Genomic DNA, 13,777 nt, shown 5'->3' with positions numbered 1-13,777 from the left:
TGATATGAATAAACATAATGCTTATGGTGAATAAACCTTTTTCTGATTCAATAATTTATTGCTAAATAACAAGTAGAGCCGCTTAATGGGTATTGTTTAACTAGTTAATTATTATGCTTATTTAAATCTATATTAGTCATTGCTAAGGATAATCGAGTAAAGTTATCCATTTGAGCCAAGTAAAATACACTTTTTTTTATACATTGCAAGATTTTTTTATTTTTAATCTATTAACCAATATCAGGTAAAAGTTAAGTTAGGGCTATAAGACTGTTTTGTAGATTTTATGATTGATTTAGTCGTAATTAGTTTTTAATCAATTTTTTTGTTATAGCGGTCGTTATATGTAGGAAATGCAAGAGTGAATTAGAACAAATTATTATCAACCATTTTATTTGCTGTGAGTGGTTATTTCTATATGCTGGGTTAGATTTAGAAATCATTACATATGTTATTAGTTAATATAAATTAAAACATAAGCAAGCTAAACATAAAAACATTTTAAACTTGAAATAAAGCAAAAAATAATAAGATTATTAAAAATAGCATTAACATCTTGAAAGATATATCGCCAGAAAATAATGACAATAATTTGGATATTGTAGAAGCCAAACTTATCTAACTGCAATGATAATATCAAGCAATCATGTTTAGTCACTAAAAAGAAAATAAAAGAGCTAAAGCTCCTTTTTATTATGGCCAATGTACTATTATCAAATCAGTGATATCTATATTTGAATCCATAATTATGATCGACATTAGGTTATTTCAATTGAATAGTAGAATAATCCAAGTCTTATATGAAAAAGATTTAGGCATGAAAAACTGCTATAAACAGGTCCTAGAATTTGGTGATTGGTGCCCGGACTCGGAATCGAACCAAGGACACGGGGATTTTCAATCCCCTGCTCTACCGACTGAGCTATCCGGGCAACAATGGTGCATATTAAACACGATGGCGTTGATTTCGTCAATACTTTTTTACGCTATTTATGTCCAAATGTGGTTTGTTCGATTAAAAAATAGATGTTTTGGTGATTAGTTAATCAGATTAGTTAAAGTTAAGCGTTTTATTAATAAATTTTATCCGTGCTAGCTTGCTTAAATATTTATTAGCGATATTTATAAAGAGTATTTCGTTATACTCGTCGTTATCAATAATCTATAATAAAATGGTTATGCTGTCGTATTGATCATAGATTGATTTTATTTATAAAAATTTTCTGATATTGATAGCTAATGATAATTTAAAATGGTCTTACTTTTTTCACCGCCAATTTCTCTAATAAGCTTAGGGAGTAAGTAACCAGACACTTTTGTTTCCAGTTCGCGCATAATTTGATAAGCAGTGGTATCGTCGACCATAAAGTGTGCTGCCCCTTGTACTTTATCTAATACATGCAGGTAGTAAGGGAGAATCCCGCTGTCAAATAAGCGATTGCTTAAGTTCATTAAGGTGATGGCATTGTCATTAATATTTTTTAATAGCACACTTTGGTTTAGTAAAGTCACTCCGTGTTGTTTGAGTTGTAACATGGCTGATTCAACTTGCTGATCTATTTCATTCGCATGATTAATATGAGTCACCATGATCATCTGTAAGCGACTTTGGGCTAATAGCTGGCAGAGATGAGCGGTGATACGCTCAGGAATCACTACAGCTAGTCTAGTATGAATACGTAAGCGTTTTATATGAGGAATCGCTTCAAGTTTTTCAATTAACCATTTTAATTCGTGATCTTTAGCCATTAAGGGATCGCCGCCAGATAAAATAATTTCATCCAATTCAGGATGGTTAGCAATATAGGCTAGCGCTTTTAGCCAATTTTGTTTATTTCCTTGATTTTGTAGATAAGGGAAATGACGACGGAAGCAGTAGCGACAATTAATAGCACAATTGGTTTTTGTGATAAATAAGGCTCTATTTTTATATTTATGCAATAATCCTGGAATTGAATTATTCTGCTCTTGCAGAGGATCGTGGCTGAATCCGTCTTGTTGGACTAATTCTTTTTCGCTATGTAGAACTTGTAAAAGCAGGGGATCATTCGGATCACCTTTTCGCATTCGTTGAATAAAAGATTGAGGTACGCGCAGCGCAAATTGTTTTCTGGCTAAGTTAGCATTTGTGGTCAGTAACGTTGGATCTAACGCCAACATTGCCAATAATTTTTGTGGGTCAGTAATAACATTAGCTAACTGTAAAATCCAGGCTTCTTTATTTGGAACTTGCTCAATTTGCTGTATAATGCGACTCATTTTTGGTTAACTGAATTTTTAAGGATTTCTCATGGCGACGTTTAGTACTAATGAGTTTAAAGCAGGCCTGAAAATAATGCAAGATGGAGAACCTTGCGTTATTGTGGAAAATGAATTTTATAAACCAGGTAAAGGTCAAGCGATAAACCGAGTCAAAATTCGTAAATTATTATCTGGAAAAATGGTCGAAAAGACCTTTAAATCTGGTGATTCTGTCGATGCTGCTGATGTAATGGATATGAATTTAACTTATCTTTATACTGATGGTGAGTTTTGGCATTTTATGAATAACGAAACGTTTGAGCAATTATCAGCTGATGCAAAAGCGGTAGGCGATAATGCTAAATGGTTAGTTGAACAAGCAGAATGTATTTTAACTTTATGGAATGGTCAACCTATTTCTGTGACACCACCAAACTTTGTTGAATTAGAAATTGTTGAAACGGATCCAGGCTTAAAAGGTGATACGGCTGGAACGGGCGGGAAACCTGCGACGTTAGCGACCGGAGCGGTTGTACGTGTTCCTTTATTTGTGCAAACAGGTGAAGTAGTAAAAGTCGATACGCGTTCTGGTGAATATGTTTCTCGTGTGAAATAATAGCTCATTTTAGTGAATAAGTATTAGTAAGCCGATTATTTATGTAATCGGCTTTTTTATTATTTATTCTGTGAGCGCTGTTATTTGAATATGTCCAGAGCCTATTCTACTGTAAGAAAAATATAAGATAGGTAAAACAAATCTTATTAGCAATTAGGGAACTATTATCATTACACTTCAACTGAATGCTTTTATTAAGTAATGTTTGATATCTATCAGTCATGAGTAAAACGATGGATTATTTCAGTGACAATTTGATTGGGCGCTAATGAGCCATCAATCACATGGTGGGCCACTTGGTGATAAAGTGGTTGTCGCTCCTCATGGATTTTTTCTAATTCTTCAATAATAGATTGACCTGTTAGTGATGGACGTTGATCCAGATTAGGATCGCGCATTAAACGTGCGGCTAACTGTGATAATGGCACGGAAAGGAAAAAGACAGTACCATGTTGTTGCATCCATATTCGGTTTTGTTGTGCCAATACTATACCACCACCAGTTGCGATAACTCGTTTAGGTTTGGTTATCTCTTGTAGTACTTTACTTTCACGTATTCTAAAGTTATCCCAGCCTTCTGTTTCTACTAGTTGTGCTATGCTGGCATGGGCAATTTGTTGTAAATAAGCATCAGTATCAATAAATGAGTAACCTAACTGTTGAGCTAACAATCTCCCTAAAGTGGTTTTCCCTGCTGCCCGCGCGCCAACTAAAAATAGCGTGTTACTCATAATCATGACCTTTAGCGAAAGATATTTTTATTTAAAATTTAAGCATTAAATATGGAAACTATGCTAAATAGTTTTGTGTTTGAAATCAATGCATTTTTTGTTCATAATTTAAATAATTTATCGTATTAGTTGTTTAAGCAATAGGATGAATATAAAAAATGTAATAAGTAATAACGTATAAAGTATGATATTTACAAGCGATTTAATTTGATCAATAGTTGGCCGTAAATTAGATGCAAAAGATTTTGGTTTTGATGGTCATATTTAGCTTAATTGGCTGATATTTATTATGACTTAATGAGTTGATTAGATTATGTTAACAGCAATAAATGACGAAATAAAAATGCCAATCATCAATATGAATGGCATTTTTAATCATCGCTTTATTCGTGATGGTTAAACGATGGGTTGATTATTCATAGATACCCAATTTTTTTTCTAAATAATGAATATTTGTTCCACCCTGACGGAAATTTTCATCGTCCATAATTTCCATATGCAATTCAATATTAGTTTTAATGCCTTCAATGACCAGTTCAGATAGTGCATTTTTCATTCGAGCAATGGCAATATCGCGACTTTCACCGTAAGCAATTAGTTTCCCTATCATGGAGTCATAATAAGTTGGTACGGTATAACCCGCATAAATATGTGATTCCCAACGAATGCCTAAACCACCTGGTGCATGGAAACGCGTAATTTTACCAGGAGAAGGCATAAATGTCTTCGGATCTTCCGCATTGATACGACATTCAATCGCATGTCCTTTGATTTGAATATCACTTTGTTTAATCGATAATGGTTCACCAGCAGCAATACGGATTTGTTCTTTGATTAAATCAACACCTGTAATCATTTCTGTAACAGGGTGCTCAACCTGAATACGCGTATTCATTTCAATAAAATAGAATTCATCGTTTTCAAATAGGAATTCAAAGGTACCTGCACCACGATAACCAATTTCTACACAAGCTTTGGCACATCGCTCACCAATAAATTTACGCATTTTTGGTGTAATACCTACTGCTGGAGCTTCTTCAACTACTTTTTGATGGCGTCGTTGCATTGAACAATCTCGTTCACCTAAATAAATCGCATTACCTTGTCCATCAGCTAAAACTTGAATTTCGATATGGCGTGGATTTTCAAGAAACTTTTCCATATAAACCATATCATTATTAAAAGCGGTTTTCGCTTCTAATTTTGTCATATTAATCGCTTGTTCAAGATCTTTTTCTTGCCGTACAATGCGCATGCCACGACCGCCACCGCCGCCAGAGGCTTTAATAATCACTGGATAGCCAATTTTTTTTGCGATCTCTTTATTGGTGTTGATATCATCACCAAGAGGACCATCAGATCCCGGTACGCATGGAACACCCGCTTTTTTCATCGCCTCAATGGCTGAGACTTTGTCTCCCATTAAACGAATCGTATCTGGTTTCGGTCCAATAAAAATAAATCCTGAACGTTCAACTTGTTCAGCAAAGTCTGCATTTTCAGATAAAAAACCATAGCCAGGGTGGATCGCCGAGGCGCCTGTCACTTCTGCCGCGGAAATTAAAGCTGGAATATTTAAATAACTTTGGGCTGATGAGGCGGGACCGATACAAACGGTTTCATCAGCTAGCAATACGTGTTTTAGATCTTTATCTGCTACAGAATGTACTGCTACTGTTTTAATGCCAAGTTCTTTACTTGCACGAAGGATACGTAGCGCAATCTCACCGCGATTGGCGATAACAATTTTATCAAGCATGTTAGTAAACCTCACTGGTTTATTTATTCGATGATGAATAGTGTTTGATCAAATTCAACGGGTTGACCACTTTCAACTAAAATAGCTTTTACTATTCCAGCTTTATCGGATTCAATTTGATTCATCATCTTCATCGCTTCAACAATACAAAGCACATCACCTTCTGCAACGGTTTGTCCTACTTCAACAAACGGTTTAGCATCAGGGCTTGGGGTACGATAAAATGTACCTATCATTGGTGATTTGACCGCATGACCTGTCATTGCACAGTTTTCAGCTACCTCTACTTCAGGCATAACATTTGCCGCAGCAGGTGCTGGTTGTGCTACATTAATGGTTTGTACTGGGAATGGTTGAGTCTGAGCAGATACTAAATTGCGACTAATGCGCACAGACTCCTCACCTTCGGAAATTTCTAGTTCAGAAATACCTGATTCTTCAACTAACTCGATTAATTTTTTGATTTTACGAATATCCATGAATAACACCGTATTTTTGTTAAAGGATGGCTAAATTTGTAATATTTAACCGATAATTGCTACTCTTTCGTTTATTAGTATTTATATCTATAATAATTTGGTTAATCATTATCAGAGAATGCAATTCTTAAATTTTGTTAATTTTGTTCGCAATTGCGCCGAAATTATCAATATTTGCGTAATATTTAGTAAATAACCGGCAAGGATACACCGATAAAATTAATTTGTCACTGAAATAGATAGTAAAAATGTCTTTTTTTTCACTTTAAATAAATATAAAAACAGTAAGTGCCTAAATTTATTTTAAAAAATAGCGACTGATTTTTGCAGTGTTAAACTAGGTTCTTATAGAGAATTGTTATACAATAAAGAAGTTTAATTAATTACAATATTGAGATGATTGTTTTACATATTGTTACTATAATTCATAAAAGTTCAAAGTTTCGGGAAAGAATTTCATTATGCTAAAGAAAATTCGTGGAGTGTTCTCTAATGATCTCTCAATTGATTTGGGGACCGCTAATACTTTGATTTATGTCAAAGGTCAGGGCATTGTATTAAATGAGCCATCTGTGGTGGCAATTAGACAAGAACGTTCAGGTACTCCAAGAAGTGTTGCTGCTGTAGGACAAGCGGCAAAACAAATGTTGGGAAGAACACCTGGAAATATTGCGGCTATTCGCCCAATGAAAGATGGCGTTATTGCCGATTTCTCGGTAACTGAAAAGATGTTACAACATTTTATTCGTCAGGTACATAGTAATAGTTTCTTAAAGCCAAGCCCTCGCGTATTAGTCTGTGTACCAGTAGGTGCGACACAAGTTGAACGGCGTGCTATTCGAGAATCAGCGTTAGGCGCTGGGGCTCGTGAGGTTCATTTAATCGAAGAACCAATGGCTGCAGCCATTGGCGCTGATCTTCCAGTTTCAGAGCCAACCGGATCAATGGTGGTTGATATCGGTGGGGGGACAACGGAAGTAGCGGTTATTTCATTAAATGGTGTGGTTTATTCCGCGTCAGCGCGTATTGGTGGCGATCGCTTCGATGAAGCTATCATCAACTATGTTCGTCGTAATTATGGTGCGTTGATCGGTGAAGCCACAGCTGAACGTATTAAACATTCTATTGGATCAGCGTATCCAGGCGATGAAGTATTAGAGATTGAAGTTCGTGGGCGTAATTTGGCAGAAGGTGTGCCAAGAAGTTTTACGTTAAACTCTAACGAAATTTTGGAGGCTTTACAAGAGCCATTAAGTGGTATTGTCAGTGCGGTTAAGGTGGCATTAGAGCAGTGTCCACCAGAGCTGGCATCGGATATTTCAGAGCATGGTATGGTATTAACGGGTGGCGGTGCATTATTGCGTAATTTAGATAAATTACTTAGTGCCGAAACGGGCATCCATGTCGTTATTGCTGAAGATCCATTGACTTGCGTTGCGCGTGGTGGCGGTAAAGCATTGGAGATGATTGATATGCATGGTGGTGATTTATTTAGTGAAGACTAAATCCACGAATAATGTCATTATTAATTTTGCCACTTTTTATTTTTTATAGAAGGTGGCTTAAGTCATGAAGTTATTATTTTCTAGAGGTACTCCTCTTGGGTTACGTTTAGTTATTGCCTTGATTCTTTCAACGGTTTTAATGATTTGTGACTCTCATTATCAGACTTTCCGAAAAATTCGTTTTTATCTTGATACGGCTATTAGTCCTCTTCACTTTATTTCAAATACGCCTCATGTTGCTTTTGATAATTTAATGGAAATGTCAAAAACTCGTGAACAGTTAATGGAAGATAATACTGCTTTACGTAATGAATTATTAATTAAACATAATGATTTATTACTATTAGAACATTTAAAACATGAAAATCAGCGCTTGCGTGAGTTATTAGGTTCGCCATTACGCCGAGATGAATATAAAATGGCAGCACAGGTATTACTAACCAATAGTAATCCTTATTCCTATCAATTAGTGATTAATAAAGGTGCTAAAGATGGCGTGTATGTTGGTCAACCTGTCATCGATGAAAAAGGTATTATTGGACAAATTTTTGCTACAGCAGAAACGACTAGCCGCGCTATTTTAGTGTGTGATACCCAACATGCTATTCCTGTTAAAGTGTTACGTAACGATATGTCAATGGTGGCAGTGGGTAATGGTTGTAGCAATAATTTAATACTTGATTTTTTACCTAACAACGTCGATGTAAAAGTTGGGGATGAACTCGTGACTTCTGGATTAGATGGACGTTTTCCTGAAGGATATCCTGTGGCAACCGTAGTCTCTGTGGATATTGATCCCCATAGTGCTAATTTAATCGTACAGGCTTCACCCACCGCTGATTTAAAACGTTTGCGTTATTTATTACTCTTATGGGGAGAGGATCGCTTTCCATCCTCAACAAACCAGAAAGATGAAACAGAGAGAACTCCACCGGTAAAATTGGAGGAGAAACAATATGAATAATCGCGCAGCTCATAATCGCTGGATTATTTGGTTATTATTGCTTGTGGGCATTTTGTTACAGATCATGCCTTGGTCTTCAACCATTTATATGATAAAGCCAAATTGGTTATTATTAATTTTAGTTTATTGGACATTAGCTTTACCAAATTGTATAGGCATTGCCATGGCTTTTTTTATTGGTATCGTTTTGGATCTCTTTTCTGGAACCGTACTTGGCGGGCATGCATTTGCATTATCTATTATTGCTTATCTGTCTTTATTCAAATTTCAATTAATTAGAAATTTGGCTATTTGGCAACAATTACTTATTATTATATTACTTTCAATATGTTATGACCTATTGTTGTTTTTTATTGAAATTCTGATTAATCATTCAATAACGATGATACCAATGTTATTCCTCTCCAGCATTGTGAATGGAATACTGTGGCCATGGGTATTTTTATTGATGAGACAGATTAGACGGCATTTTTGGATTTATTAAGAGTTTGTTATGTCTATAGAGTTGTTAATGAATGTGACACCGTCAGAAACACGCGTTGCTTACATTGAAGATGGTATATTGCAAGAAATTCATGTCGACCGAGAGTCAAAGCGGGGAATTGTCGGTAATATTTATAAAGGTAAAATAATTCGTATTTTACCTGGCATGCAGGCTGCCTTTGTTGATATTGGTCTAGAAAAAGCAGCTTTTTTGCATGCTTCAGATATTATGCCGCATACCGAATGCGTGGCTGATTCAGAACAGAAGCAATTTCAAGTTAAAGATATTTCAGAGCTAGTCCGTCAAGGGCAAGATATTATTGTGCAAGTAGTGAAAGATCCATTAGGCACTAAAGGTGCACGATTAACAACGGATATTACGTTACCGTCACGTTATTTAGTATTTATGCCAGGATCATCCCATGTAGGAACGTCACAACGTATTGATAGTGAAGAAGAGCGTCATCGTTTAAAAACAATTGTTGAAAATTATTGTGATGAAAGTGGGAGCTTTATTGTTCGCACCGCCGCTGAACGTGCCAAAGCTGAAGAATTAGAGCAAGATGCGCGGTTTTTAAAACGTTTATGGGGTAAAGTACAAGAATATGCCTCTAAAATTGCAAGTAAAAATTTAATTTACGGTGAAATCTCACTGGCACAGCGAGTATTACGTGATTTTGTTGGGGATCCCATTGATAGAATTTTAGTTGATTCACGTTTAACTTATGAGTTGCTACAAGATTTTACCACTGAATTTATGCCTGAAGTTGTTGATAAGTTAGAACTTTATCGAGGTAATTTACCTATTTTTGATCTTTATGATACTGAGAATGAAATTCAGCGCGCGCTTGAAAGAAGAGTCAAGTTGAAATCGGGTGGTTATCTGATTATCGATCAAACCGAAGCAATGACGACGATTGATATTAATACTGGGGCTTTTGTTGGGCATCGTAATTTGGAAGAAACCATTTTTAATACCAATATTGAAGCGACGCTGGCAATTGCAAGACAATTAAGATTACGCAATTTAGGCGGTATTATTATTATTGATTTTATCGATATGCAAAATGAGGAGCATCAGCAGCGTGTTTTGCAATCATTAAATGATCATCTCCAACGGGATAGAGCAAAAACATCAGTAAATGGGTTTTCAAACTTAGGCTTAGTCGAAATGACCCGTAAGCGTACTCGAGAAAGTCTTGAACATATTTTATGTAGTGAATGTCCAAGTTGTCATGGGCGAGGTATGGTAAAATCAGTCGAAACAGTCTGTTTCGAAATTCTGCGAGAAATCGTTCGTGTGCATAAAGCTCATCATTCGGAGTATTTCTTAGTTTATGCATCGGCCATGGTCGCTAATGCGTTAAAGACAGATGAATCGCACTCATTAGCTGAATTAGAAGTGTTTGTTGGCAAGCGTGTCGAAGTGAAAATTGAGCCGGTTTATACTCAGGAACAATTTGATGTGGTATTAATGTAAATTAGTTTAAATCATCATGTGCCATAATTTAAATAATTAATCAAAATAAACAATGAGATAGTATGATTCTAGATAAAGTTAGTGATCACTTATTAACAGCTAATAATTTAAGTACACAGGATTTAGCTAATTTGCTAGACACATTGAGTCAACGTAAAATTGATTACGGCGACCTCTACTTTCAGTCTGCTTACAATGAAGTTTGGTCATTGGAAGATGGCATCATTAAAAATGCATCTTACCACCATGATCAAGGTGTCGGCGTTAGAGCGGTTATCGATGAAAAAAGTGGTTTTGCCTACACCAGTCAGATTGATATAGATCAACTTGCAAAGTGTGCTATAGCCGCCCGCAGTATCTCTGAATATGCCGGTAAAACGCTAATTCAGCCTTTGAATAGCACCACCCAGCCTGCTATTTATCCAGCAATAAATCCATTATTAACTTATCCGCAACAAGCTAAAATTGATCTGCTACATCAAGTTGATAAACTTGCGCGCTCATTAGATAAACGAGTAAAAGAAGTACGAGCAAGTTTAATGGGTAGTTATGAAGAAGTCTTAGTGGCAGCAACAGATGGTACTTTTGCTGTGGATATTCGTCCTTTAGTAAGATTATCCGTTAATGTCATCGTTGAGCAAGATGGACGGCGTGAAAGCGGTAGCTGTGGTGGCGGTGGTCGCTTTGAATATAGCGCTTTTATGGAAAAAGAAGTAAATGCTAACGAAACACGCTTAGTCAGTTATGTGAATAATGCGGTACGTTTGGCGCTGATTAATCTATCGGCCATAGCGGCTCCAGCAGGGACGATGCCCGTTGTTCTTGGCGCTGGCTGGCCTGGCGTATTACTTCATGAAGCTGTTGGGCATGGTTTAGAAGGCGATTTTAATCGGAAAGGTTCATCTGTCTTTGCGGGAAAAATTGGTCAACAAGTCACCTCTGAACTATGTACCATTATTGATAATGGAACCTTACCTGGTCGCCGAGGCTCGCTTTTAATTGATGATGAAGGTGTCGCAACGCAATCTACCGTGCTTATTGAAAATGGGATACTAAAAAATTATTTACTTGATAAACTCAACGCGCGTTTACTTGGTAAGCAATCAACGGGTAATGGACGTCGAGAAAGTTACGCCGCTTTACCTATTCCGCGCATGACCAATACTTATATGTTATCAGGTTCATCCTCATTTGATGATATTATTACTAGTGTCGATTATGGGCTGTATGCGCCTAATTTTTCAGGCGGGCAGGTCGATATTACCTCAGGTAAATTTGTTTTCTCTACGTCAGAAGCCTATTTAATTGAGAAAGGGAAAATAACTACACCGGTTAAAGGAGCAACCTTAATTGGTTCAGGTGTTGATACGATGTGTAGTATTTCCATGGTTGGTTCCGATTTGGCATTAGATAAAGGCGTTGGCGTCTGTGGTAAAGAAGGGCAAAGTGTACCTGTTGGCGTTGGACAGCCAACAGTTAAAGTCGATAATTTGACTGTAGGTGGAACGATCAGTCATAAATAATTTTTTAGGTTATGGATTAAGTAGGAATAAACTTTAATGGATACAATCTTATCGTTATACGAAGCGTTTAAAACACTAGACTATTCAACATTATCAAATCCATCAGTACTTTGGATTCTGTATGCCATGCTGTTTAGCATTCTTTTTTTAGAAAATGGTATTCTACCCGCGGCCTTTTTACCTGGAGACAGTTTAATTTTTATTACGGGTATTCTAATTAGTCTTGATGTTTTTCATTTCGGTTTAATCAATTTAATATTGATTGCTGGCGCAGCGTTGGGAACGTGGATAGGTTATGCTCAAGGACGTTGGTTAGGGAAAACGGCAATAGTCAAAAGTTGGATGGCCCATTTGCCTAAAAAATATCATTGGCAAGCTGAATTATTATTCCATAAATATGGTTTAGCTGCGCTATTCTTTGGTCGTTTTATTCCATTTGTGCGGACTTTATTACCTTTATTAGCTGGTTTATCTGGTTTAAAAAGTGCCCGTTTTCACCTATATAATTGGCTGAGCGCTACGTTGTGGATATGTTTAATCACTACAGCGGGTTATCTATTTGGCTTATCTCCGATTTTTAAAACGTATGAAAAACAATTTATGACAATATTTATGCTCATTCCTATTGTCTTATTATGCCTAGGTTTAATAGCTTCACTTTGGCTAATGTTTAAACGATGGCAGATAAAAAACAAACAGAAGAATAATCATTCCTAATCTCAACTAAGAAATATTATTATAGATTATGGTCATAATATAATTCTAAAAATATCTATATATCCTTTAGAAAATAATGCAAGAAAGGAATTTTTAGATACATTACATACGCGTTTAAAAGATAAAAACTAGTTAAAAAAATCAACTAGTTATTAATCTAGATAAAATAAAAAATCTGTCTATATTATGTTCTAAACATAGACAGATTTTTTTATTTATACCAATATAATAAAACAATGCAAACGATATAAAAAATATTCATAAACTAATTAGTGATGACAAAATGTTACAACAAATGGGTAAAGCGCTAAGACTCAGCTCATAGCAATTGACACAATCCCCTATCAAAATAAAGAATCAGGCTTTAATGAATATGGCTTGGTTTATTAGAACAACACATGCAACCCTTTCTTATGCCTAATAAAAAGGATAGGTACAATAAAAAAGCAAGGCGTGAGCGGAGCGAGACTTGATCGTTTGTCATTACTGGTTGAAGGAATATCATCTATTACAAATGATGTACGCAAAGTGATGGCTTTAGCTTATCCTATTGGTCAAATTATTGATGGCTTAACTTTAAAAAGCAGTTTAACGTTATGTCATTCCGCTAGGCATGATTGATATAATTTATGAAAGCTACCCTAATATTACAATAGTATAGAAAAGAATCATTAAGGCTAAATGAATTAGCCTTAATAATAAAATTAACCGATAAGCCGGGTTCTGTCGTGGACAATCATTCATCTAGGCTAATATTCGCACATTAGCTCAAGCAGTCTACCCGGATCCAGCGCGGGCCACGCCAATAGATCCCTATTTGACCTTGCTCCGAGTGGAGTTTACCGTGCCACAAACTGTTACCAGTTGCGCGGTGTGCTCTTACCACACCCTTTCACCCTTACCTGTGCGAAGGTTATATTCGCCATCGGCGGTTTACTTTCTGTTGCACTAGTCGTGAATTTTCGCTCTCGCTTAAATCCCCCAGGCGTTACCTGGCACTCTGCCCCATGGAGCCCGGACTTTCCTCCCCCCTGTGTTTTACCACAAAGCAGCGATTGTCTGGTTAATTTGCAGCAGAGGATAACCTAGTTACCATTTAATAGCAATATCTTTATGATAATCTTGATTAAGATCATGGTTGAACGTACATAACGTCACACATTTTGATAAAGCAAATCACAGTTGTTATTCATCAAGGCTATAGGATGTAGCTAATTTTTTACTATTTTTTATAGAAAATTGCGTAATAACGACTCTCAACTTATTGTTTTATTTTATC

General features: G+C 36.1%; 12 protein-coding genes, 1 tRNA gene and 1 other RNA gene. 8 read left to right on the top strand and 6 right to left on the bottom strand.

Annotated elements, in window-relative coordinates:
* Nucleotides 1-856: 856 nt before the first annotated feature.
* Nucleotides 857-932: transfer RNA gene (locus tag O970_RS04505), tRNA-Phe, on the bottom strand.
* Nucleotides 933-1,236: 304 nt separating this feature from the next.
* Nucleotides 1,237-2,259, bottom strand: coding sequence for an EF-P beta-lysylation protein EpmB (gene epmB / locus O970_RS04500; RefSeq protein WP_036562637.1), 1,023 nt, complete (start codon nucleotides 2,257-2,259; stop codon nucleotides 1,237-1,239).
* A gap of 31 nt (nucleotides 2,260-2,290) precedes the next feature.
* Between epmB and efp the strand changes: the two genes are divergently transcribed.
* Nucleotides 2,291-2,857, top strand: a complete 567-nt coding sequence (gene efp, locus O970_RS04495; protein WP_024495961.1) for an elongation factor P — start codon at nucleotides 2,291-2,293, stop codon at nucleotides 2,855-2,857.
* Between the two features lie 215 nt (nucleotides 2,858-3,072).
* Here efp and aroL read toward each other — a convergent pair whose 3' ends face one another.
* From aroL to accB, 3 genes are all read right to left on the bottom strand, one after another.
* Nucleotides 3,073-3,588 carry a shikimate kinase AroL gene (gene aroL / locus O970_RS04490; RefSeq protein ID WP_024495960.1) on the bottom strand — a complete coding sequence of 172 codons (516 nt, stop codon included), beginning with the start codon at nucleotides 3,586-3,588 and terminating at the stop codon, nucleotides 3,073-3,075.
* A 412-nt stretch (nucleotides 3,589-4,000) separates the two neighbouring features.
* The gene (gene accC / locus O970_RS04485) at nucleotides 4,001-5,347 is read right to left on the bottom strand and encodes an acetyl-CoA carboxylase biotin carboxylase subunit (protein WP_024495959.1); all 1,347 of its coding nucleotides are present in this window, start codon (nucleotides 5,345-5,347) and stop codon (nucleotides 4,001-4,003) included.
* 23 nt (nucleotides 5,348-5,370) lie between these two features.
* Entirely contained in the window at nucleotides 5,371-5,826 is a 456-nt protein-coding gene (accB, locus tag O970_RS04480; protein WP_024495958.1) for an acetyl-CoA carboxylase biotin carboxyl carrier protein, read from the bottom strand.
* Between the two features lie 461 nt (nucleotides 5,827-6,287).
* On the opposite strand from accB, the gene O970_RS04475 reads away from it, so the two are divergent.
* The 7 genes from O970_RS04475 to O970_RS09855 all read left to right on the top strand — a co-directional run bounded on the left by O970_RS04475 (nucleotide 6,288) and on the right by O970_RS09855 (nucleotide 13,119).
* The gene (locus tag O970_RS04475; RefSeq protein WP_024495957.1) at nucleotides 6,288-7,331 is read left to right on the top strand and encodes a rod shape-determining protein; all 1,044 of its coding nucleotides are present in this window, start codon (nucleotides 6,288-6,290) and stop codon (nucleotides 7,329-7,331) included.
* Between the two features lie 64 nt (nucleotides 7,332-7,395).
* Nucleotides 7,396-8,295, top strand: coding sequence for a rod shape-determining protein MreC (mreC, locus tag O970_RS04470; protein ID WP_024495956.1), 900 nt, complete (start codon nucleotides 7,396-7,398; stop codon nucleotides 8,293-8,295).
* Nucleotides 8,288-8,779: a rod shape-determining protein MreD gene (gene mreD, locus O970_RS04465; protein ID WP_024495955.1), complete on the top strand. Its 492-nt coding sequence runs from the start codon at nucleotides 8,288-8,290 to the stop codon at nucleotides 8,777-8,779. Before mreC ends, mreD begins: the two co-directional genes overlap by 8 nt.
* Before the next feature lie 9 nt (nucleotides 8,780-8,788).
* Nucleotides 8,789-10,258, top strand: coding sequence for a ribonuclease G (rng, locus tag O970_RS04460; RefSeq protein ID WP_024495954.1), 1,470 nt, complete (start codon nucleotides 8,789-8,791; stop codon nucleotides 10,256-10,258).
* A 62-nt stretch (nucleotides 10,259-10,320) separates the two neighbouring features.
* Nucleotides 10,321-11,781, top strand: coding sequence for a metalloprotease TldD (gene tldD / locus O970_RS04455; RefSeq protein WP_024495953.1), 1,461 nt, complete (start codon nucleotides 10,321-10,323; stop codon nucleotides 11,779-11,781).
* A 36-nt stretch (nucleotides 11,782-11,817) separates the two neighbouring features.
* On the top strand, nucleotides 11,818-12,498 hold the full coding sequence (locus O970_RS04450) for a DedA family protein (protein WP_024495952.1): 681 nt from the start codon (nucleotides 11,818-11,820) through the stop codon (nucleotides 12,496-12,498).
* Nucleotides 12,499-12,951: 453 nt separating this feature from the next.
* Nucleotides 12,952-13,119, top strand: coding sequence for a hypothetical protein (locus O970_RS09855; protein WP_166667079.1), 168 nt, complete (start codon nucleotides 12,952-12,954; stop codon nucleotides 13,117-13,119).
* 75 nt (nucleotides 13,120-13,194) lie between these two features.
* Here O970_RS09855 and rnpB read toward each other — a convergent pair.
* An RNA gene (gene rnpB / locus O970_RS04445) (RNase P RNA component class A) lies at nucleotides 13,195-13,569 on the bottom strand.
* Nucleotides 13,570-13,777: the final 208 nt, after the last annotated feature.

The organism is Candidatus Schmidhempelia bombi str. Bimp (assembly GCF_000471645.3).
GTDB lineage: Bacteria > Pseudomonadota > Gammaproteobacteria > Enterobacterales > Orbaceae > Utexia > Utexia bombi.
This window is presented reverse-complemented; position numbering and strand designations above follow the sequence as displayed.